This window comes from Pedobacter sp. B4-66, from assembly GCF_018492665.1.
In the GTDB taxonomy this organism is placed as follows: Bacteria; Bacteroidota; Bacteroidia; order Sphingobacteriales; family Sphingobacteriaceae; genus Pedobacter.
The window spans coordinates 169,686-192,361 of record NZ_JAFVME010000014.1; the positions used below are offsets into that span (position 1 = coordinate 169,686).

General features: G+C 38.1%; 17 protein-coding genes. 8 read left to right on the forward strand and 9 right to left on the reverse strand.

Going from position 1 to position 22,676, the window contains the following annotated elements; genetic code table 11:
* Window positions 1-5: 5 nt before the first annotated feature.
* The gene (locus J1905_RS20885) at window positions 6-374 is read right to left on the reverse strand and encodes a YybH family protein (protein WP_214229162.1); all 369 of its coding nucleotides are present in this window, start codon (window positions 372-374) and stop codon (window positions 6-8) included.
* Window positions 375-658: 284 nt separating this feature from the next.
* Here J1905_RS20885 and J1905_RS20890 point away from each other — a divergent pair, with 284 nt between their 5' ends.
* Together J1905_RS20890 and J1905_RS20895 are read left to right on the forward strand one after the other, a co-directional pair.
* Window positions 659-2,650, forward strand: a complete 1,992-nt coding sequence (locus tag J1905_RS20890) for a TonB-dependent receptor plug domain-containing protein (RefSeq protein ID WP_214229163.1) — start codon at window positions 659-661, stop codon at window positions 2,648-2,650.
* 36 nt (window positions 2,651-2,686) lie between these two features.
* Complete coding sequence (locus J1905_RS20895) at window positions 2,687-3,193, forward strand: molybdopterin-dependent oxidoreductase (RefSeq protein ID WP_214229164.1); 507 nt, start codon at window positions 2,687-2,689, stop codon at window positions 3,191-3,193.
* A gap of 66 nt (window positions 3,194-3,259) precedes the next feature.
* Here the strand turns inward: J1905_RS20895 and J1905_RS20900 are convergent, their stop codons facing one another.
* From J1905_RS20900 to J1905_RS20915, 4 genes are read right to left on the reverse strand one after another with little or no spacing between them, the layout of a single operon-like run.
* The gene (locus J1905_RS20900) at window positions 3,260-4,501 is read right to left on the reverse strand and encodes an alkaline phosphatase family protein (RefSeq protein WP_214229165.1); all 1,242 of its coding nucleotides are present in this window, start codon (window positions 4,499-4,501) and stop codon (window positions 3,260-3,262) included.
* Window positions 4,502-4,507: 6 nt separating this feature from the next.
* On the reverse strand, window positions 4,508-5,428 hold the full coding sequence (locus J1905_RS20905; RefSeq protein WP_214229166.1) for a metallophosphoesterase family protein: 921 nt from the start codon (window positions 5,426-5,428) through the stop codon (window positions 4,508-4,510).
* Between the two features lie 34 nt (window positions 5,429-5,462).
* Window positions 5,463-7,253 carry a RagB/SusD family nutrient uptake outer membrane protein gene (locus tag J1905_RS20910; RefSeq protein ID WP_214229167.1) on the reverse strand — a complete coding sequence of 597 codons (1,791 nt, stop codon included), beginning with the start codon at window positions 7,251-7,253 and terminating at the stop codon, window positions 5,463-5,465.
* A 35-nt stretch (window positions 7,254-7,288) separates the two neighbouring features.
* Window positions 7,289-10,516: a SusC/RagA family TonB-linked outer membrane protein gene (locus J1905_RS20915; RefSeq protein WP_214229168.1), complete on the reverse strand. Its 3,228-nt coding sequence runs from the start codon at window positions 10,514-10,516 to the stop codon at window positions 7,289-7,291.
* A 187-nt stretch (window positions 10,517-10,703) separates the two neighbouring features.
* Between J1905_RS20915 and J1905_RS20920 the strand changes: the two genes are divergently transcribed.
* Window positions 10,704-11,330, forward strand: coding sequence for a TetR family transcriptional regulator (locus J1905_RS20920; RefSeq protein ID WP_214229169.1), 627 nt, complete (start codon window positions 10,704-10,706; stop codon window positions 11,328-11,330).
* Here J1905_RS20920 and J1905_RS23895 read toward each other — a convergent pair.
* From J1905_RS23895 to J1905_RS20935, 4 genes are all read right to left on the reverse strand, one after another.
* Window positions 11,283-11,561, reverse strand: coding sequence for a CBU_0592 family membrane protein (locus tag J1905_RS23895; protein WP_502928750.1), 279 nt, complete (start codon window positions 11,559-11,561; stop codon window positions 11,283-11,285). The genes J1905_RS20920 and J1905_RS23895 overlap by 48 nt on opposite strands.
* A gap of 103 nt (window positions 11,562-11,664) precedes the next feature.
* Window positions 11,665-12,618, reverse strand: a complete 954-nt coding sequence (locus J1905_RS20925) for a sugar phosphate isomerase/epimerase family protein (RefSeq protein ID WP_214229170.1) — start codon at window positions 12,616-12,618, stop codon at window positions 11,665-11,667.
* Window positions 12,619-12,678: 60 nt separating this feature from the next.
* Window positions 12,679-13,710: a fasciclin domain-containing protein gene (locus J1905_RS20930; protein WP_214229171.1), complete on the reverse strand. Its 1,032-nt coding sequence runs from the start codon at window positions 13,708-13,710 to the stop codon at window positions 12,679-12,681.
* A gap of 74 nt (window positions 13,711-13,784) precedes the next feature.
* Entirely contained in the window at window positions 13,785-14,705 is a 921-nt protein-coding gene (locus J1905_RS20935; RefSeq protein ID WP_214229172.1) for a DUF6263 family protein, read from the reverse strand.
* Between the two features lie 156 nt (window positions 14,706-14,861).
* On the opposite strand from J1905_RS20935, the gene J1905_RS20940 reads away from it, so the two are divergent.
* From J1905_RS20940 to J1905_RS20960, 5 genes are all read left to right on the forward strand, one after another.
* Entirely contained in the window at window positions 14,862-15,446 is a 585-nt protein-coding gene (locus J1905_RS20940) for a TetR/AcrR family transcriptional regulator (RefSeq protein WP_214229173.1), read from the forward strand.
* Between the two features lie 42 nt (window positions 15,447-15,488).
* Entirely contained in the window at window positions 15,489-16,835 is a 1,347-nt protein-coding gene (locus J1905_RS20945; RefSeq protein WP_214229174.1) for a TolC family protein, read from the forward strand.
* Between the two features lie 11 nt (window positions 16,836-16,846).
* Window positions 16,847-18,013 carry an efflux RND transporter periplasmic adaptor subunit gene (locus tag J1905_RS20950; protein ID WP_214229175.1) on the forward strand — a complete coding sequence of 389 codons (1,167 nt, stop codon included), beginning with the start codon at window positions 16,847-16,849 and terminating at the stop codon, window positions 18,011-18,013.
* 19 nt (window positions 18,014-18,032) lie between these two features.
* On the forward strand, window positions 18,033-21,206 hold the full coding sequence (locus tag J1905_RS20955) for an efflux RND transporter permease subunit (protein WP_214229176.1): 3,174 nt from the start codon (window positions 18,033-18,035) through the stop codon (window positions 21,204-21,206).
* Window positions 21,207-21,343: 137 nt separating this feature from the next.
* The gene (locus J1905_RS20960; protein ID WP_214229177.1) at window positions 21,344-22,666 is read left to right on the forward strand and encodes a sulfatase-like hydrolase/transferase; all 1,323 of its coding nucleotides are present in this window, start codon (window positions 21,344-21,346) and stop codon (window positions 22,664-22,666) included.
* Window positions 22,667-22,676 lie beyond the last annotated feature (10 nt).

Here is a 22,676-nt window from a genome sequence, read left to right on the forward strand (position 1 = left end):
CCAGATTAGTTTAATGAAACATAGAGTTCGCTTTGTGTAAGCCATTTGCCTTTTACTTTACGCCACATTGCAGCATAATTGCCATGATACGGGGCATTTTTATAATTCCATTTGCCGTTTTCCCATGCCAGATCACCACTTTTACTAATAACAATCGTTTCAGGAATACGTTCAAACAATGGACTGCTTTTAGAGAACATATATTTCCAATCAGCCGCGATTTCGGCTTTACCAATGGTATAGCTACCATCTCCGGCGATCTGTACAAAATCGTCCAGCCAGTATTTGGATACTCCTTCTACGTCCTTTTTTGCAATGCAATTATTTGAATCTAACCGTGCTTGCTTTATTAATAATACCTCTGATGAATCCATAAGCAATAATAACAATTCTAATTTGTTAACGAAAGCTCAATGAGAAAAGTCATCCTCTTATCAAACAAACTCATGACCAATAGCTAAACAAACGCAAAACACCACAAAATCCGGAATGAAACCAAAAAAAACACAATAAAACCAAACCAAATAAATAACATTAAAACAAAAAGCATAGAATAATATGATTTACATCATACTATTCTATGCTTTTTCAACAAATAACAATACATTTACAGCAACAAAACCAAATAAAATGAGCATAAAACCTAAAAACAATCATTATGCGAAAATTTTATTCATCATTACTATTAAGTTTCACATTTCTTTACGCCTCAGCACAACAAACTAACACTAAAACACCAGACACTTCAGCTATAACCAAGCGGATTTTCAAACTTGGCGAAGTCAATATTAATGGCAAAAAGAACGGCCATTCGAACACAATAACCAGTTCCCAAATTGAATCCTTTAACAAATTAGACGTATCTCATGCCCTAAATATCTTACCGGGTGTAAATCTTGCCTCTGTAGGCGCGAGAAATGAATCGGTAGTCCTTATCCGAGGTTTTGACCTGAGACAAGTCCCCGTTTTCATTGATGGCATACCAATATATGTTCCGTATGATGGATATGTTGACCTTGCCAGATTCACAACATTTGATGTATCACAGATCAATGTAGCCAAAGGTTTTTCATCAGTTACTTATGGCGCCAACACTATGGGTGGAGCAATCAATATCATATCAAGAAAACCCGAAAAACTTTTTGAAATTGATGCCCGTACAGGCTGGCTAAGCACCAAAGGACATCGCCTAAATCTTAATGCAGGCTTCAATTTTGGCAAATTCTATTTACAGGGAAGCGCATCTCAACTTAAACAAAAAGGATACCCACTATCTGGTGATTATACTGCAAAACAATATGAAGACGGAGGGATACGAGACAACGCCTTTCGCGAAGACTCAAAATACACACTGAAGTTTGGCTTTACTCCCAGTGCGAATAATGAATACGCAATAAGCTATGTAAACCAACAGGGAGAAAAAGGGAATCCGCCTTACGTAGGCAACGATCCTTTGCAAAAGGCCCGTTTCTGGCAGTGGCCATACTGGAATAAGGAAAGCCTGTATTTCATTTCCAACACCGGAATTACAAGTAACAGTTTTCTAAAAACACGTCTATTTTACGATAAATTCAGCAATCTACTTAGCGCATTTGACGACAACAGTTACACTACACAAAAGAAACCCTCTTCTTTTCAGAGTTTATATAAAGATGATACGTTTGGTGGATCAGTTGAATATGGGAATAATATAAGCGCACAACATGAGCTTAAAGCATCTGTACACCTAAAAACTGATCGTCATAAAGAAAACAATGTCGGTGAACCCGTACGTAAATTCCGAGATTATACGGTTTCCACAAGTATTGAAGATACCTACAGCCTTACCGAAAAACTAAGCTTATTGCCAGGCATTAGTCTAAATCTGCGTCACAGTATGCAGGCACAGAATTACAACTCGACCACAAAGGAGATTACCGACCTACCAGCAAACGAGAATTACGCGTTAAATGCACAGCTTGGCGCAGTTTATCAACTAAGTACCATAAGCAGACTTAATGTATCTGTAGCACGTAAATCCCGCTTTGCCACAATCAAAGACCGTTACTCTTACCGAATGGGCGCAGCAATCCCCAATCCCGACCTTAAATCGGAAACTGCAACACATTATGAAACCGGTTATTCGGCCATTTACAATAGCAAACTTGAGCTTGAAGCCAATCTTTTCTACAGTAAAATCTCGGATGCCATCCAGCAGGTTAATAATGTACAGCCCAATATATACCAATTGCAAAATACAGGGGAAGCGGAGTTTTATGGTTCGGAACTATCCGCCAGGTACACCGTTGTAAAGGATTTACAGATTGCAGCTCAACACAGCTATTTACACCGCAGCAACATAAGTAACAAAGCTATTAAATTCACAGATGTCCCTGAACATAAAATAATGGTCTCGGCCAATTACCAGTGCTTAAACTACGCATCAATACAGGCAAACTGCGAGTATAATTCTTCAAGATATAGCACCAGTTACGGCACCAAATCAGGAGAATTTGCAGTAGCTAATATTGGCACTCATATTAAAATCTATAAGTCAGTATCACTCGAAGGGGGCATAAACAATATACTGGATAAGAATTACACCATAAGCGAGGGATTCCCCGAAGCAGGAAGAAATTATTTTGTAAGTCTAGCCTTCAATAACCTTTAATTACTCAAAATGAATACAAACATAAAACCTATTCAAATGAAAAGATACAAAAGCATAATCCTGTTGGCGCTTCTTTTAATAAGCACGCTACCTTTATTTACTCAAGCTCAGACCACCAATCTTAACCCATTAAGCGTAACAGGTGAATTAAAAACGTCACTTACATTAACCGCAAAAGATTTGGATAAAATGGTTAAAATGGAACTTAAAGCCACAGACCATGATGAAAAAGACCATAGCTATTCAGGTGTAGAACTCGCTACTATTCTTAGGTTGGCTGGCGTTACCTTGGGAGCTGAATTAAGAGGGAAAAATGCGGCTAAGTTTCTACTCATAAGCGCTACAGATGGTTATCGGGTAGTTTTTTCATTGGCCGAGGCTGATCCAGAGTTTTCACAAAAAAAAATCTTGCTTGCCACCAGAAAGGACGGAAGTTTACTTCCTGAAAGTGAAGGACCTTTCAAAATTATTGTAGAGGGTGAGAAGAAAAAAGCGCGGTTTATAAGACAAATAAGCAGCATACAGGTTAAGTATGCACAGTAACAATTATACTAAAAAGGGTCCCCGCTATTGCAAGAACCCTTTTTAGTATTTTAATGACGCAAATCTCTATTTTGCCTGAACAGGAAATACCCACTTGTTCAAAGTATTATCTTTAGCTTGGATAACAAGTTTATAAAACTCTGAAGGGTAATCTTTAACGTTAGCGAAAAAGTGTTGCTGACTAAGATCTACTTCTCCTAAAAGATGATAAGTATCTTTTCCTCCGGTTTTAAAATCATTTGTTGTGGCCAACCAGATTTTAACCTTTCCGGTTTTCTGTAAGGCTTTCCAGCTAATGTCGATATGATTCTGAGTATAAATTGTTTTAAGAGCAGTAATAGATACCGGGCCTATAAACGATGTACCATCTACTTCCTGTGCTACACTATCAGGTAGTTTTACATCCAGGTAACGAGCTATTGAAGGCATAATATCTACCACACCAAGATCAAAATACTGGCCATAAGTGTTTAGGTTTTTATAATTACTTACCATCCAGGTAGATCTTTGTCTATCCGATTGTCCGCCATGTCCACGTCCGCTTTTTTCATCACGGCCATGATCTGTTGTAATAACAATTAACCAGTCCTCCTTAAAGTTTTTCTGACGATAGCTTATTGCATCCCAAACCTTACCCACTTGTTTATCCAACATACCTACAGCATTATAGAACTCAGGGCTATCGCCATGTGCATGTCCCATATCATCAGTATACTCCAGATAAATCCATGAAAGGTCAGGAGCTTTATCATGAATGGTATTTGAAGCATCTGCGATTACCTGTTCATCGATGCGGTGCATATAATCTGCCTTTTTATCATGCTTAAAACGAACGGTATCCAGTTCATAGCCATCAAAAGAGTAATCAACCTTTAGGTTTCCTGCTTCCGGCAAATTATGTCCCAGTAATTTGGTTCTGTTATCCGTCCAGCTAGAAAAAATAGCAGTTTTCTTATTAGGATATTGAGCTTTAAACAACCTGAATATATTTTGATAGTTATAATTAGGTGCTTTAATATCATTATCCGGTACGTTGTGCTTATTTACCCAAGTACCAGTAAGCAAACTATTATATCCAACTGCAGATATAGTAGGCGTCTCACTGTAAGTACCTTTCCCACCACCAACATACATTCTGGAATAAGATCCTGCCTGTATGATCTTCTTAAAGTTAGGCAGGTTTTGGTTTTCAATTACATCAGCCGGAATACCATCGGCAATAATGTAAACCACCTTTTGTTGTCTTTGCTGTGCATTAACCGCTGCCGACAAGAAAAAGCAAACTGTAAAAATAAATGGGATTCTCATGGTATGTTAATAAGTGTGTGGATAATATTCATTCTCTACTGTTCCATCTTCATACAAGCTCAGCATTGCATACCCCGGAGGAGTTTCCAGGTAATAACCTGGGCCGGCAGATTCAGCATCTCCCTTACCCCACCAGAAACCGCTCATAGCACCATTACAGCAATATAAAACATCGTTATAACGGGTATTATCTGATAAGTGGTTATGTCCGCTTAAGCAAACTCTCACTTTATCGCGATACTTGTGAAACAGGTCTTTTAGCTTCTTACAGTCAGAGTGACCTCCACCTACAAGAACCTGAGTGGTTCCTAAAATTGGATAATGCGACATTAGCAATGTTGGTGTAGATGCCGGTAATTGCTCCAGTTCTTTCTCCAACCAGCTATATTGTTCCGGGTCTAATGAGATATTACCATTGTTTCCGTCAAGCACTATGAAATGCCAGTTCTTTTTTGAAAAACTGTAGTATCTGTTAGGGATTTTCAGGCGCTTAACCACATAGTTTTTCCCATACATTTCATGCTCTTTAGATGGCGCTTTCCACCATGAATCGTGGTTACCAATGCAGCTATGCACTTCGTATTTATCCAATGTTTTCAGGCAATCATCCCAAATACTCCACTGCTTAATTACCTGATCGTATACAACATTGTCATACGATGCATCACCAATAGAGTCACCACCATTCAGGAAGAAATCAGGCTTGTGCTTAGTAATGATATGCTTTAAGCATTTTTTAAATCGCTCAGGGGCATTTTCACCTTCTCCAATGTGCACGTCGGTTATATGTGCTACAGAAAGTGCCAGTTTTTTCTTTTTCTTGTCCTGTATTTCAGGGCTAGAAGCAAAGGCATTCAGGCCGCTGGTTGCTACGGCGCCAACAGCTAAACCTGCTGCCTTTAGTAAAGATCTTCTTTTTAGTGTCATTTTGCTTTTTATTTCCAAATGGACTTATTAGCTATTACCAGCCAAATACTTGTTTTAGGTTATTGTTCAATACAACTTGTTGCTGAGGAATTGGGCGATAATAGTATTTAGGCTCCTCAAACTTACGAATAGCTGATTCAGTTACAATAGCACCACCTGAAGTACCATTTTTCAAAAATACAGTGGCATCTGAACCTATTTCTCCGGTACGGTAATAGTTAAGTACTACCCCTAATGAATTCTTTTCTTTATGGTCTTCGTCAGGAATAGTCTGAGATTTATCGATTAAAATAATATCTTCAACACCATCTCCTGTTAAATCATACTTCCCTAATCCGGCAAAGTACATCCCCTCAGGGCTTTTGGCCAATAGTTTTCCGGCGTTCCATCTCATCAAATCATCATATCTTGTATTTTCAAAAGCAAACTCAACCCTGCGTTCTCTTCTTATTTCGAAAATCACTCCTTGGTTTGATTCAACATTATTAAATTGTTGCTGTAATAATGGATCAGGAGAGGCATTTGCCTGAGCTAAATTAAGATTAGGCATACCTGCTCTTTTTCTAATCAAGTTAACAGACTCATCTAACTGCGATTGGTTCAATATACCTAACTCAGCTAACGCTTCAGCGTAATTTAACAATACTTCTGCATAGCGATAAACAGGGAAGTCGACACTATTTAAAATTGTCTGATCAGTACTGTTTACGTATCCTTTTAATTGGTGATAACCTGTAAAATTTTTATTTAGCCTTTGGATGTAAGGTTGGGCATCAGGCACCCTAATCCAACCTGGATAAGCCATTGTTTGAGCCAAACGTGGATCACGATTCTCGAACTCCTTTACAAACCCAAGTTTATCATAATTTGGCACTGCTGTAAAACGACTACCATCCTTCATTAAATAGGCTTGTATAAGGTCTCTTGCAGGTGCTTGTTCATAATCACCAAATACGACACCATTTACATTTTGGCTTGTTTTTTTAGCTAAATCGAATATATTAACCAAAATCACTTCAGGGTTTGAAGTCAAATCCTGACTTGAAAACAAAGTTCCATAATCCTGATCAGGTAGATCTTTATTAAAGATTGAGAATTTTTTAGAAGCCATTACTTCCCCTGTTATCTTAACAGTAGTTTCAAGAAAGGCATTTGCAGTTGCTTTTAAATTAAGCTCTGTATGGTATTTGCGATAAGTCCCTTCATAAAGAGCTGCTCGTGAATAAAATACACCAACGGCCCATTTCCCTGGAGTTCCTGCAGGCACACCTTCTCTCACATGATTATAGGCAAAATCAAGATCAGCCATTACACTATCCATAACTAGCGCACGAGCATCGCTAGGCTTAAACAATTCTTTATCATCCGGATTCAGCGTACCAGAATACCAAGGCACATTAGAAAAGCGCTGTACTTTATCCAGATAAAACTGTGCACGGTAGTACTTCGCCAAACCAATGTAATGATTTTTCACTTCACTGGTAACCTTTGCTTTATTATAGTTTTCTAAGAAATAATTGATATCTCGCAGCCTTTTCCAATTCCATCCTCCGGTTATATTCTGTGCATTAGCATTGCCTGCCATTATATTCTTTACTTCTACAGCCGCTGTAGTTGCTACGTTATCGCTACTTTGATCATTCAAATAGCTCCCTCTGTCAGGCATTAAGAGTAATCCGTTAACATATAAAGCAAGGTCTTCTTCTGTATTAAAGAAAAGATTTGGCGCTATCTCCGTTTGCGGAAAACGATCCAGGCTACCTTTTTTGCATGCAGTGATTAAAACTGCAATTGTTGCAAACAGGATGTATATATTCTTTTTCATAACTGTTTTTTAAATGTTTGTTAACTCCCTAATTATTAAAAATCTAGATTTAAACCAACTGCATATCTTCTTTGATATGGATATGCCCATGCACTAGACCCTTGATTTACTGCTTCAGGATCTATGTACTTTTTAATGGCAGAGAATTCATAAAGATTCTCTCCGGTAACAAATACACGAAGGCGATTAACTTTAAAACGATTAGTAAACTTAGCCGGCAAAGTGTAACCAAGTGAAACATTTTTTATTCTTAAATAAGCCCCATTTAGCAAGTATTTAGTTTGTGGAATATCTAAACCTGAACCGTAATTAGCATCTGCCAGCCACGATTGCATAACCGGGTAATAAGAATTGGTATTTGCATCAGCTAACCCTGCAGCTATATAAGAAGCTGAGTGTTTTGCTCTTTGTTCAGGAGAATCTCCTGTAGCCCTATAAAAATCAAGATTCCAAGGATAAACGTTAGCGTAAGGCTGCTGATAAGGCCCCCAGAACAAATAATGATGAGGATAAAAATCTCTTTTTAATACGCCTTGAAGGAATACAGAAAGATCGAATCCGTTCCAATCCATATTTAGATTAGCACCAACACTATATCTATCCGTACTATTACCAATAATTTTAAGATCTTTCGGATCATTAGAACTTAATCCCCTCTCTATTTTTTTGTTGCCATCCAAATCCTTGTATTTAGGCCAGCCCTGAATAATCTCAAGTGCACCCCATGGAATTATGCTAGATTGATCAAGTGCATCTATTTCAGCTTTACTCTGGAACAACCCATCATTTTGCAGTCCCCAAATCTCTCCTATAGTCTGTCCTACACGGTAGTTAGATAATAAGTTTTGATCGTTCTTGAATTTTGTAATCTTCGAACGGGAATCAGAAACAAAAAATTTCGTTTCGAAACTAAATGGCTTAGAGCCTAAATCGAACCTATCTCTATAGGAAACTGATAGCTCCCACCCCTTTGTCCTAAGATCAGCAGCATTTTGCTTTGGCACGTCCGTACCTAGTACACCAGGTAATTCCTGACCAGCAACAAGCATACCTGTTGTATTGCGAATGAAATAATCAAAAGTAAATGATAGCTTATCATTCAAAAAGCCTAAATCCGTACCCATATTAAGCGTAGAAACGCGCTCCCATGTGTAAGTATTTGGATCAACATACAATTTAGGTGCTCCAGTAATAACCACTTTCCTTGAATCGCCTATCAGATAAGGTGATGTTCCGGTCGGCAACGTTTGGATATAACCAAAATCACGTAAATATGGATTAGAATCTGCAGCCTGATTCCCTAAATCACCATAAGAGGTGCGTAGTTTAAATGTTGATAAAACTGGGGCTAAAGGTTTAAAAAAATCTTCAGCACTAGCAATCCAAGCCAAAGAAGCAGAAGGGAAAAATCCCCATCGATGGCTTATAGGAAATCTCGAAGATCCATCATATCTTCCTGTGGCCTCTAAAATATAGCGATCTTTATAAGTGTAGTTTAACCTACTGAAGGCACTAGTACTAGCATACGCATTATAATTTGTCCCAAGTGTTATTTCACCTGTAGTTAATTTAAGATAAGGCACAGATGAAGACATCAGTAAGTCTCTCTGAGCATCAACCGTAGAATAATTATAGTTCTCAGAATTATAACCAACCATCGCACTAAAAAAGTGGTCCCCAATGGTCTTTTTGTAAGTAGTATACAAGTTAAAAGCATTGTTATATAAGTAGCCATTGCTCTCACTTACATAACCATTACCCCCCTCTTCCCGGATGTCGGTTGGTCCGAAACCTATCTTAAACTTCTTCGAATCATTATGATACTTCCATAACTCTCTTTTAAATGAAGCATCACCATTTACCTGAAGATCACCATTTAAAAACGAAGCAGTTGCACCCGTGATATTTTGGAAGCCAAACATTGTTTCAAGATTATTCCCTCCATCAACCAATCTTGCAGCGAGTCTACCGGCCCCAGTGTTTGCCCACGTTCCATCAGGATTCGTAGCTACATCGGTTGGTTGCAAGTAATAAAGATCGGTAATACTGGTATTTGGACGTGCTTTTTTGGTTTGGTAAATATTAAGATTGTTATCTATTTTCAACCATGATAAAGGAGCAAAACCTACCCTTGATCTTAAACCATAACGATCCCAAAAATCAGGAGCAAGTTTATTCAAACCATTTTCTTTCGTATAATCGGCAGATAAATAATAAGTTAATGGGGAGTTATTTACCTGAGCTCCACCTGAAAAAGTCAATGTATGATTTTGCGATAAACTAGCCTTGTTAAAGAAATAATCATACCAGTTGTTATCACCCATATATGCCCATCTGTTTTTATTTGGATCAGTTGGGTCAATACGTGTATCTGGAAGTGAAGGATTATCCGATCTCTCTTTAGCCCACTTATAGTACTCATCAGAATAGTTTACGTAATCCCATGGAGTATTATCAGTAGAGGTCTCCAAAACTCTCGAATAGATATATGGATCAGTTACCGGCTTTGGAAGAACCGTTGACCTACCCCAGGTTGTTAATGCATTATAACTTATCCTAGTACTTCCTGCTACACCCTTTTTAGTAGTGATAAGAATTACTCCAAAAGCCGCTCTTGCACCATAAATAGCTGCAGATGCAGCATCTCTTAATACTGTAAATGATGAAATATCAGAAGGAGTTAACCTTAACATATCATCATTACTTGCTGCTGGAATTCCATCAATTACAATAAGAGGTGAGCCTCCGTTTATGGAAGTATACCCTCTGATGTTTATTACAGGCACAGTGCCGGGAGCACCACCACCATAAGTTATATTTAAACCAGGACTAATACCTTGCAGTCCTTGCATAACATTTGAAACTGGTCGTGATTCCAATTGCTTTCCTGAAATCTGATCTATTGCTCCGGCAATATTAATTTTCTTCTTTGTTCCAAACCCTACTACTACTACCTCTTGAAGGTCACTCAAATCAGGAGCAAGCGTTACATTTAATTGGGTTTTCCCATTTAGATTAATTTCCTGTGGTTTGTATCCAATGTAGGTAAACACAAGAGTTGCATTGGGTTTTACATTTGTTAAGGTGTAAATTCCATTCGTGTTTGTAGCAGTACCAAGTTTTGTACCCTTAACACTAACGTTAACTGACGGAATAGGCCCTTTAGTTTCGGCATCCAAAACCTCACCTTTCACGGTGATATTCTGGGCAAAACTCTTTGCTGCAAAAAGCATGAAGCAAATCAGTAGTAGCTTTTTTTTCATAATTGAAATAAAATTAATTTGTTTGGTTTGGTATTTAATTACTGTTCGAGCGCCGCAAATATCCATTCGCAATGTTAACAGCAGGTTAGAACTAAATTAATAAATTAATTGAACATACATTCAATCTATAAAAATAAATTTGCGAAATAGAATTACTTTTAAGTAGTTTGGCTGAATAAATTTTACCATGGGAAGAAAGAGCCTCAAAGAGGCGAGACAACTAGAAATTATAAAGATATTTTATAAGGTTGCTAAAACTGAAGGCTACGAAAATACTTCGATAGCTAAGATTGCCAAAGTAATGGATATCAATCCAAGCCTCATTATTCACTACTTCGAGACTAAGGAAGATCTTACTTATGGGCTTATTGATTATATACTTGAAAGGTATCTTTTAATATATACTATTAAAAACAAGGATGGAGCCACACTTTCAGACTTGAAGAAAACAATTGACATGCTCTTCTCTAAAAAGTGGAATTTACTGTTTGACGATGGCTTGTTTTATACCTTTTATGCTTTAGCATTCAGAGAAAAAAAGATAAAAGCAAAATATAAGACCATATTGGACTCATTACGCTTTGCCCTTACTTCAATGATAGAACAATGCAATCAAAAAGATCTCATAAAAGTTGAGGATGCTAAAGCAGCTGCTGATTTAATTTTTGTATTGGTTGATGGTGCTTATTTCTATCTTTCTTTAGAAAGCGATAAAAAGGCCTATGCAGAACGGCTTGACTATTACAAGAGTAAGGCGTATCAGATTTTAGGAGTTGACGCTACGGTTCTTTCTGATAGCGTTCTGAGTTCTTAACCGTCGCCCTAACGCATATAGTCCAATGAACATCCAAAGTAGGTTAGCCATAGCGTTTGGTAAATCGTTAGTTTCCAAAGCTGTGGTAACTAAGCACAGTCCACCTACAATATTGAGTAGCTGAAAGCTGAGTGAATCAGGGGTTACTACTTTTACGCTTAATAATAAATAGCCTAACGTACATAAAACCACGCCAAGCCAGCCAATACTCGATATTATAATTTGTAGCATACCTATACCCCTTTAAAAACTACAGGCAAATGTGCAGTTTTTTTCTACTGAAAAACATAGATTTAACATATTTTCCAAATTAGTAAAAATAAAAAAGGGGTTTTTAAACCCCTGCTTTTTTAATTACTTCTAATGTTTTTCTTAACCCTGTTTCTGCAACCTTTTGCAAATCCTGCTTATAATACTCAGGATTATAAAGTTCCAGAGAAATACAGCCTTTAAATCCTGTTGCTTTAAGATCCTTTAAAATCTGTGGCAGAGGCAATATCCCATCACCAGGATAAACACGATCCTTGTCTCCCAAATCGGCTACTGCCGGAGAAGCGGGTGCGTCTGAGAATTGGAATATAGCGATGGCATTTCCGTTTACAAGTTTCAATCCTTCAAAACCACCCTCAGAAATATACATATGGTAAGTATCAGGAATGATCATCGCCTTAGGATGATTGCTATCTAATGCAATCCCCATAGCTTGTCCCAATGTTTTTACGGGCTGGTATTTTACAAATACAAGAGCTGGATGAATGTTAAATTCCTTTAGTCCAATTTCAATAATATCTTTATATCTATTGGCTACCCATTTTTGGTTAAAATTCTCACCGGCGGTATCTGGGATGGTCTGGATATGTTGAGCACCGATGGCTGCTGCCATACGCATTCGATTGCGTGTATCTACTAAAGATTTGTCGAACAGCTCTTGTGTAGGAGGTAATGAGTTCCATAAACCAATTACACTGGGTACAAACAGCCCAAGGTCTTTTATTTCTTTACCAAGATCTTTTAAATTACCACCTTTTGCTTCGAACTCTTGCAATTCTCCATCCCAAGGTTCAATTGCATCATAACCTGCTTTAGCAGCTATTTTTACTTTATCTTTTAGTGACGCAGGTCTTATTGTTGCAGTATCAAGGCAAACTGGCCAAGGACTTGCACCCTTTTGATAACGCTTTTCTTTTTTGTCTTTTAATAATCCTGTTTCACCAAGTACATAAGTTGTTGGTGCTACAGTAACAGCTCCTGCAAGAGCGCCAAGGTTGATAAATTTTCTGCGGTTCATATAATTTGCTAAATATTTTATATTTGGTTTTCACGAATATAAAAATATTCCTAACCTTTTTTAAGGCTTCTTATTGTTTAAAAAACCAATGCTAATCTCCGTTTTTCTTGTCAGCGCGCTAATAGTTACGGTACTTTCGTATGGCAAACCATAATAATCTCTGCTATCAACTATACCATCATTGTTAAGATCAACCCACTTAAAATTCCCTGGAGCCGCATTACTCTGTTTTGCCCCAGCATTTACTTCAGCATCTGATTGAAAAATTCCAGATATAGCATATCCCATATAAAAACCTGAATATGGCTCTGCAGAGCTTCTAAATGTATTCGTTTTGTTACCATAAAAGGCTTCAATATAATACCTTCCTGAAGCAAGTCTCTTTAAGGTAGCTTTGCCAGAGGCATTTGTTTTACTACTGTAAGCAATAGCACCATCTGTATAATCATGCTGTGTAGCATAAAGGTTTACTGTTGCTCCTGAAATCACTTCACCTTTAGGGCTTGCAATGCTCCATTTAGTACCATCCCAAACAGTAACTTCAATGGTTGTGGTATGTAATTCATCCTTAGTAGTTGTAGGGGTAAGTGATGATTTCATTGTATGCACAGCCTCATTATCGTTATACACAATCTGTTTACCTCCAACCTGAACACCATTTATCCATATGGTATCTGCCGAACGACTAATCTTTAATTCTTTTCCACTCAAAGTGGTAAAGATTCTCTTATTATACAACTCATAATGATTAAATGATCCCTTAATAATATGATCTTTAACCATAGCCGAAGTAATTGCCACATCATCATTTAAAGGTGCAAAAACTGTAATACCTTCTGATACCTCCTCTTTACTTAGTAAAATATCTTTTAACACCTGCATAAAATTGGCAATGCTGTCAGCCCCTGACAATTTAGATGTAATGTTGTTAATTAGCTGTTGGGGTTCGCGAGATTTATTATCGCCAGTCTCTTGCTTATCTTTTTTACAAGAGAAAATAAAGACAGTAAATAAAAGAGCTAAGAATGATTTATAGGTTCCATTTTTAGCAAAACAAGTACCTCCTTTAGAGGAAAATAAGTGATTAATCATGAATGAGAGCATTTAAAAAGTGATAATTTATTATGTTGAGTTAAGATAGACTCTTTACCGAAAAAAACAAATTATTATTTATCAGTAAATACCATATCACTTGTCATTTCCATAGGAACTGTCATTCCTTCCGGCATCTTTTCACTCGCTTTAATACTCATTGTTCCCTTAATATTCTGACTAATTTTTCCTTCAATTAACCAACCTGTTTTTTTGTCGATTCTCATAACCGAATTCATAGTACCAGCCATATTATACTTAAATGGCAGTACAGTGGTTGCTGTATCGACCTCATTATTTTTTGTCGTAAAAAGAGATGCACCACTAATCACAAATTCTGTAGCTGTAATTTCATCAAGTTTATATACCCCATCTAAAGTTGCTGACATACCTGCTTCCAGTTGTGTTTTGATATTCCAGGTATCACCTTTGGCAACGGCGCGATCCGGAAACACAGCCGACAACATTTCTAAATTCCCTTTAAAGGCCTTATCGCCGTACGATTGCATAATCTGAGTACGAATTTGCTCTTTTTGTTCGGCTGTTAACTGAGGAAACTTATCAAATGCACCAGTATATAACACCTCTACATTCTTAACCTCAGCTATCTTTCCGCTTTTGGTCATTTTTATTTGAAACGGTTTATTTTTCATCATACGGAAAACTGATGACATGATATCTGTTTCGTCAGTACTTTCAGAATCAAAAACAGATGTCCCACCTGGATGCACCATTTTCATAGATAAATTTTCGTAACTTACATTCATGCTGTATATGTCGGAGGCATAATCTGTAACCAAATATTTCATTTGGCCTGTAATAGTCATGTTGATACTTATTTCCTGATCATTAACTTTTTGCTTAATTACAGATTTGACTACAGTTTTTTGAGTATAAGACTGCCCCTTAGTTAACTTTAACTCAATCTTTTGAGTTTGCGATTGACAAGAAAAATAGACAAAAACAGAAAGAAAGAAACTGAAGAATATTTTCATAAAGCGTTAGTTAGATTTTAATAATTAGGTTCAATACTTATAGTAAAATTACACGAAAATGCGACATTTCTATAATATCACTAATAAATCATCTGTATGTAACATTCCCTTTATACTCGTATATATATATTAAATAATTCTTTTCTTTGCTACCGAATGAACGTTCAATTGGAAACTAACAGCAGCAAACGTGATGCTATTTTGAATAGCACACTACTACTCATTAAAGAGTACGGATTTCATGGCACACCTATGAGTCAGATTGCAAAACACGCACAGGTGGCAGCAGGGACTATCTACCATTATTTTGATTCAAAAGAAACCCTCATCATAGAACTTTACATCAGAACTAGAGATCAACTGACAGAGGCTTTAATGGAAGGTTACGAACAATCAAGTCCTTACAAGGATCGTTTCTTTAAACTCATGCATAACCAGTACAATTTTTACATACAAAATGAACCTGCAATGGTTTTCCTTGAGCAATATGTAAACTCTCCATTCGCAAAGAATTTCCCAGAAAAAGACAGTATTTTATTTAAAGAAAAAATAATCAGCTTCTTTGAATCCGGGATAGATGGAGGATATTTTAAAAATATCGATCCAAGATTACTCGGACCAACAATAAGAGGCACGTTAGTTGCGGCTGCAAACTTCAGATTATCAGAGCAAATGATATACTCTGAAGATGACATTACGGAAGTTGTGCAGATTGTTTGGGACGGAATTAAAAGACAATAATATATATAATGGCTTTAACTACACTCAATTCCACATTTAAATATGAAAATTCATAAACTACTCGTAATGCTTCTTATTGGTTTACCCATGTTGCTACCCAAAAGGTCGGTAGCACAAACGGCAAACAATGATAAACAGCTCAGCAACGCTACACTTCAGGAAGTGATAGATTATGCGCTAAATAACAGACCCGGAGTGAAGCAATCTCTAATCGATGAAGAGATTGGTGAACGCGATATCAAGTCTGCGCTTTCAGGATGGTTCCCTCAAATTAGTGCAAATGCAAATTATAACAATAACCTTAAGCAACAGGTTAATGCACTTACTACAAACGGCGAAACCAATTATATTACTTTTGGCACAAAGCAGACTTCTGGGCTTACTTTACAAGCCGATCAGCAATTTCTAAATGCAGGTCTTATTCAAGCTTCAAAAGCGTCTAAATATTACAGACAGCAATACAAGCAGAGTACAGAAAATACCAAAATAAATACGGTTGTTGATGTTAGTAAAGCCTACTTTGATATCCTTACTAGCGGAGAGCAGTTAAACATTATCAACGAAAACATTGCTCGCTTAGAAAAGCAATTGAAAGATGCTTCAGCTCAGTACGAACAAGGCTTAGTAGATAAAACAGATTTTCAACGTGCGCAGATTAGCTTAAGCAACTCTAAAGCTGATAAAAAAAGAACTGAAGAGCTACTTAAATATAAATATGCCTACCTGAAAGAAATCATTGGCTACGGTACAGATAAAGACTTTAGTCTTAACTTAAAGTCCGACAGTATGGAGCAAGGTATTGTCTTAGATACCAATGCCACGCAGGCTTATGAGAACAGAATTGAATATCGCTTACTACAAACTCAGAAACAATTACAACGTTTAAACACCAGTTACAATAAATGGAGCTTTCTGCCATCCATTTCTGGTTTTATAAATTATAGCTCAAACTATTTAAATAATGATTTCAGCAACCTTTATGATAAGTCCTTTCCAAGTTCTGTATTTGGGTTAAAACTTAGTGTTCCAATTTTTCAGGGAACAAAAAGAATCCAGGAGCTCAAAAAATCTCAATTACAGGAAAAAAGAATCGACCTTGACCTGTTAAATGCAAAAAGCAGTATCAATACGCAATATGAACAGGCTATGGCTACTTATAAAGCAAATTTGAACGATTGGAAAACAGCAAAATCAAATGTCGACATTTCCAGACAGGTGTACAATACAATTAAACTTCAATACGATGAAGGCATTAAAACCTATTTGGATCTGATGACATCTGAAACAGATTTGCGAACTGCCCAACTCAATTATTTAAACTCATTATACAGTCTGCTTTCTTCGAAACTAGACGTACAACAGGCATTAGGAACTATCATAGTAAATTAATAAGAACTCAAATGAATACTACAAACTACATAAAACTCGGCTTCGTAATACTTGGAACTGTTACATTAGCCTCTTGTGGTGGCGATAAAAAAGCTGGTATGCAGCAAGGGCCGCCTCCCCCAACACAGGTAACTAAAGCAACTGTAACTGATCAGGAAGTAATCACTACAGATTCTTACCCTGGAGTGGTAGTTGCTTTAAACGAAGTTGAACTACGTCCGCAGGTTGGTGGTTATATCACTGCTATCTATGTAAAAGATGGGCAGAAAGTAACTAAAGGCCAAAAGCTTTATGAAATTGACCGCACAAAATATATTGCAGCGCACACTGCTGCTAAAGCGAGTGTTGCAGTTGCCAAAGCCAATCGCGATAAAGCAAAAAAGGATGCAGATCGTTATACCAGACTTGCAGAGCAGGATGCCGTTGCCAAACAACGTGTTGATTATGCGTTAACCGATCTGGCAAATGCCGAATCCCAAGTGGCCTCAGCACAAGCGCAGCTATCATCAGCTGCAAACGATTTACAGCGCTCAATCATTGTATCGCCCTTAACAGGTACAATAGGTATTTCTCAAGTTAAATTAGGCGCTTTAGCTTCACCGGGTACAACTTTGTTAAATACAGTTTCCAGCAATAATCCAATAGCGGTTGACATTGCTGTTAACCAGGCCGAGATTCCTCGTTTTATGCGTTTACAAAAAGACGGATCAGCAGTAAAAGATTCACTCTTCAACGTTCAATTGCAAGATGGTAGCATCTATAAAGGCCAAGGTCACATTACAGCTATCGATCGTGCAGTTGATCCTCAAACTGGAACCATCAAAGTAAGAATCAGCTATCCAAATCCTGATGGAAGATTGCTAGCAGGTATGACTGTAAATTTAAAGGCACTAAACAAATCTTCAGAACATCAACTGGTAATCCCATACAAAGCTGTTATAGAGCAACTGGGTGAGTTTAACGTATTTGTAGTAGGTGATAGTAGTAAAGCTGAACCACGCATCATTAAGCTAGGCAAACAGTTTAATACAAGTGTCGTGGTAAAAAGTGGACTAAAACAAGGGGAAGTAATTGTGGTAGACGGGGTGCAAAATGTAAAACCAGGTGCTGTAGTTACCGACGCTCCAGCTGATGCGGCCCCGGGAGCACAACCAGCAGCAGGCGCAGTTAAAAAATAGATTTAAAGAATTCAGAGATATGATATCAGAAGTATTTATAAAGCGACCCATCACGTCTATCGTGATTTCCCTTTTGATTGTTCTGATTGGTACCATTGTGATCACCACATTACCGATCAGTCAATACCCAAATATAGCGCCTCCAACTGTTACCGTGAGCGGTACCTATACAGGTGCTGATGCGCAAACCGTAGAACAAACTGTAACTACGCCAATAGAAAGCCAGATAAATGGTACTCCGGGCATGAAATACCTTTCGTCCAACAGTACTTCGGATGGCCGTTCATCAATAACCGTTACGTTTGATGTGGGTACAAACATAGATGTTGCTGCCCTAGATGTTCAAAACAGGGTAGGTATTGCAGAACCATCTTTACCAGAGGCTGTAAGGCGTTTAGGTGTTACCACAAAAAAAGCGAATAACGATATTTTGATGGTGCTTGGCCTTTACTCTCCAAATGGCACATACGATCAGAAATTCCTTTCAAACTATGTGAATTTATATGTAAAAGACGCTTTACTAAGGATTAAAGGTGTTGGAGATGTCCAAACATTTGGTCAGCCATTTAGTATGCGTATCTGGTTAGATGCAAATAAATTGGCAAGGCTAAACCTTACTCCGGCAGACGTTTCGGCTGCAATTGCAGAACAGAACTCAAGAATGCCGGGTGGTACCGTAGGTGGTCCTCCTCAAAATAGCAACCAAACTTTCGAGTTCTCGGTAATCCTTGATGGCGACTTGAATACTGAAGAGCAGTTCAGAAATATTGTCGTAAAAACCGGAACCGATGGTTCTGCGGTTTACCTAAAAGACGTAGCCAGAGTAGAGCTTGGCGAGTTTGCCTATTCAACCAATTCTAAGATAAATGGTAAAGTTTCATCTATGATGGCCATCAACCAAACACCTGGTGGTAATGCTGTACAAACAGCCGATGGAATAGACAAAGCCATGGAAGAGCTAAAAAAATCCTTCCCTAAAGATTTGGATTATGTAGTGGCTTACGAAACAGTATCGATTGTAAAAGTTTCCATCAACGAGGTTGTTCACACCCTTGTAGAGGCACTTATACTCGTAACGTTGGTGGTATTCTTCTTCCTGCAAAGCTGGAGGGCAACATTGATTCCAATTCTGGCAATCCCGGTATCCATCATTGGTACATTCATCTTCTTTACCCTTTTCGGGTTCACGATCAACACACTTACCATGTTTGGTTTCGTACTGGCCATTGGTATTGTGGTGGATGATGCGATTGTTGTGGTAGAGGCTGTGCAGCATTACATGGATCACGATGGGCTTTCGGCTCCTGATGCAACACGCAGGGCGATGAAAGACATCACTGCTCCCGTAATTGCCATTGCCTTAATACTTGCAGCCGTGTTTATTCCAGTTGGATTTATACCCGGTATGGTTGGGCTCTTGTATCAACAATTTGCCATTACCATTGCGGTTTCAGTATTAATCTCGGCGTTTATTGCCTTATCATTAACACCAGCTTTGTGTTCATTGTTACTTACACCAATGAACCTGAACAAAGATTCAAGAGGACTAAACAAATTCTTCTTTAAATTCAACATATGGTTTGCGGGTGTAACCAGCAGATATTCAAACGGAGTAAAATGGTGTTTAAAAAAGGCGCCTTTAATGGTGGTTATCCTAATCTGTCTTTATGTAGGAACCGTTGGCTTATTTGCTAAAAAACCATCAGGTTTCATACCGAATGAGGATGCAGGAGTATTCTTGATGGGTGTTACTTTACCTGAAGGAGCTTCGGCAGCTCGTACCGATGCAGTAATCAAAAGAATTACAGAAACCATTCTGAAAAAATATCCTGAAGTAAAAAATGTAACCTCAATCGGTGGTATCAACATCCTGAACAGATCGTTTAAATCTAACGCTGCCACATTCTTTGTGCAGTTAAAAGATTGGGACGACAGGCCGGGTGATGTGGCAACAACCATTGCAAACATTTCTCAGGAATTTAGAGGTGATAAAGAAGGTAGCGTAATTGCTGTTGCCCCACCTCCCATTCCAGGACTAGGTATTAGTGGCGGTTTCTCCCTACAAATTCAGGAAAAACAAACAGGTGATATAAAAGTATTTGAGGCCAACGTAGGAAAGTTTCTTATGGCAGCTAATCAGCGACCTGAAATTGCAATGGCCTATACCCTGTTTAATGCGCGAACTCCAAATTACCAAGTTAACGTTGATCGTGATCAGGCTAAGAAAATGGGCGTTTCAATAGGCACAGTTTACAGCACCATTTCTGCATACCTTGGAAGTAGCTACGTAAATGACTTTACCAAATATGGACGAAACTTCCGTGTGGTAACCCAGGCCGATACTAATTTTAGAAAAGGTATTGAGGATCTCAACAGTCTGTATGTTAAAAATGCATCAGGCGTATCAGTTCCATTAAGTTCAATAGTTAGTTATAATGTAGTAGAAAAAGCTTCCATTATTAACCACTTTAACCTCTTCAGATCTATCGAAGTAACAGGCTCTGCAAAACCTGGCTTTAGTTCTGGCGATGCCCTTAAAGCAATGGAAGAGGTAGCCGAACAAACCTTACCGGCAAATTATTCTTATAATTTCTCAGGCATAAGTTTGGAAGAAAAAGAAGCTGGTAATAGTACCACATTAATCTTTGCCCTGATTATTGTCTTTGTATTCTTGCTATTGGCATCATTGTATGAAAGTTGGTCTGTTCCATTCTCAATCCTCTTTGCTGTACCACTCGGTTTGTTTGGAGCGATTCTGGCATTGACATTCTTACCAAAGCTCGATAATAACATTTACGCTCAGGTAGGTTTAATTACGCTGATTGGTCTTTCTGCAAAAAATGCGATTCTGATTGTCGAATTTGCTAAAGAACGTGTGGATTGGGGGATGGAGCTTATTGCAGCAACTATTGAAGCGGTAAAACTTCGTTTACGTCCGATTATCATGACATCACTGGCCTTCATATTAGGTGTAATTCCATTGATTTTATCTCATGGTGCAGGTGCTGTATCGAGGATGACTATCGGCTGGACAGTTGCCGCGGGTATGTTATCGGCAACCATCCTTGCCATATTTATTGTTCCGGTACTATTTGTATTGATAACCCGATTTGCTTATGGTAAAAAGAAACTTGCCGAATTGCAGGCTTCTTACAAACCAGAAGATCATAAAAACACTTTACATGCTGATTAAGCATTAAAGAGTAAGGTTTAAATACAGAAAAAGCCAGCCCAAGGGTTGGCTTTTTCTGTATTTATGCATTTGATGCTGAAAGTATTTTATTACATTACCTATCTGTTTAATCAGCAGCCTAATGGTTTAGTTTTATCATGCAAAAATCAACTCTATTAAAAACCCTATTTAGCATCGCAAGTCTCACCTTTGCATCGTTGCAATATGCATCTGCCCAGCAAAAACCCAACATCATATTTGTGCTAACAGACGATATGGGTTATGCCGATTTGGGCTGTTATGGCAATCCGGTTATTGAAACTCCTTTTTTGGATCAGATAGCTGCTAAAGGGATTAAAGCGACTAATTTTGCATTGGCTTCTCCAACTTGTTCTCCATCACGCGCGGCTTTCTTAACAGGTCGCTACCCTACCAGATATAACATCCCCGCACCTTTATCGCCGGGTGACAAGCAAGGCTTGCCTGCTTCTGAACTTACACTGGCAGAAATATTAAAAACAGGTGGCTACAAAACAAACATGATTGGCAAATGGCATTTGGGCGATCAAAAAACCAACTTGCCAATGGAACAGGGATTTGACAACTATTATGGATTATTATATAGTCACGATTACCGCAGCCCTTACGTAAAAACCGATACAACTATTAAACTATATCGGAACTATAAACCCGAAATTTTTCAACCAGCCGACAGCTCTCTGACCTCATTGTACAACAATGAAGCAGTAAAGTATATCAAAAAACAAAAAAAGGGAGCGCCTTTCTTTTTATACCTCGCTTACAACATGCCTCATCTACCGGTGTATTTTGCCGCCCACAAAAAGAACAGTGATTTAAAACATGGCGGAGAACTTGGATATGTTATTAATGAAATGGACAGAGGCTTAAGTCAAATTTGGAAAACTTTAGAGCAACAAGGTCTAGCTGAAAACACCATCTTCATTTTTACCAGCGATAACGGCCCATGGACTAATTATCCAGAAAGGATGGCTGGCGATGGCAAAACCCGTCAGAATCATGCCGGATTTGCCGGGGTATTTCGTGGTAGCAAAGCAACCACTTACGAAGGCGGCACAAGGGTTCCGTTTATTTTATATTGGAAAGGACATACACAAGCACAGGTTCAAAAACAAGTTTTTACAAGCGTTGATATATTACCTACCCTGGCCGAATGGAGTGGCACTAAACTACCTGCCAACCTTAAGCTAGATGGAGAGTCGGTAGCACCTTTATTCACAAAAAAGAATGCTGTGTTTCAGCATCAACCGATTTACTATGTGCATTACGGTGTCCCGGAAGTAGCCCGTATTGGAGACTGGAAACTTAGAAGAACCAAAGAAAGCGGTATAGAACTATTTAATCTGGCAGAAGATCCTGCAGAAAGGGTAAATCTAAATGATGATTATCCTGATGAAGCCAAAAAGCTATTGAAAATACTAGACAACTATCCTAACAAGTAAAGAGGGTGTC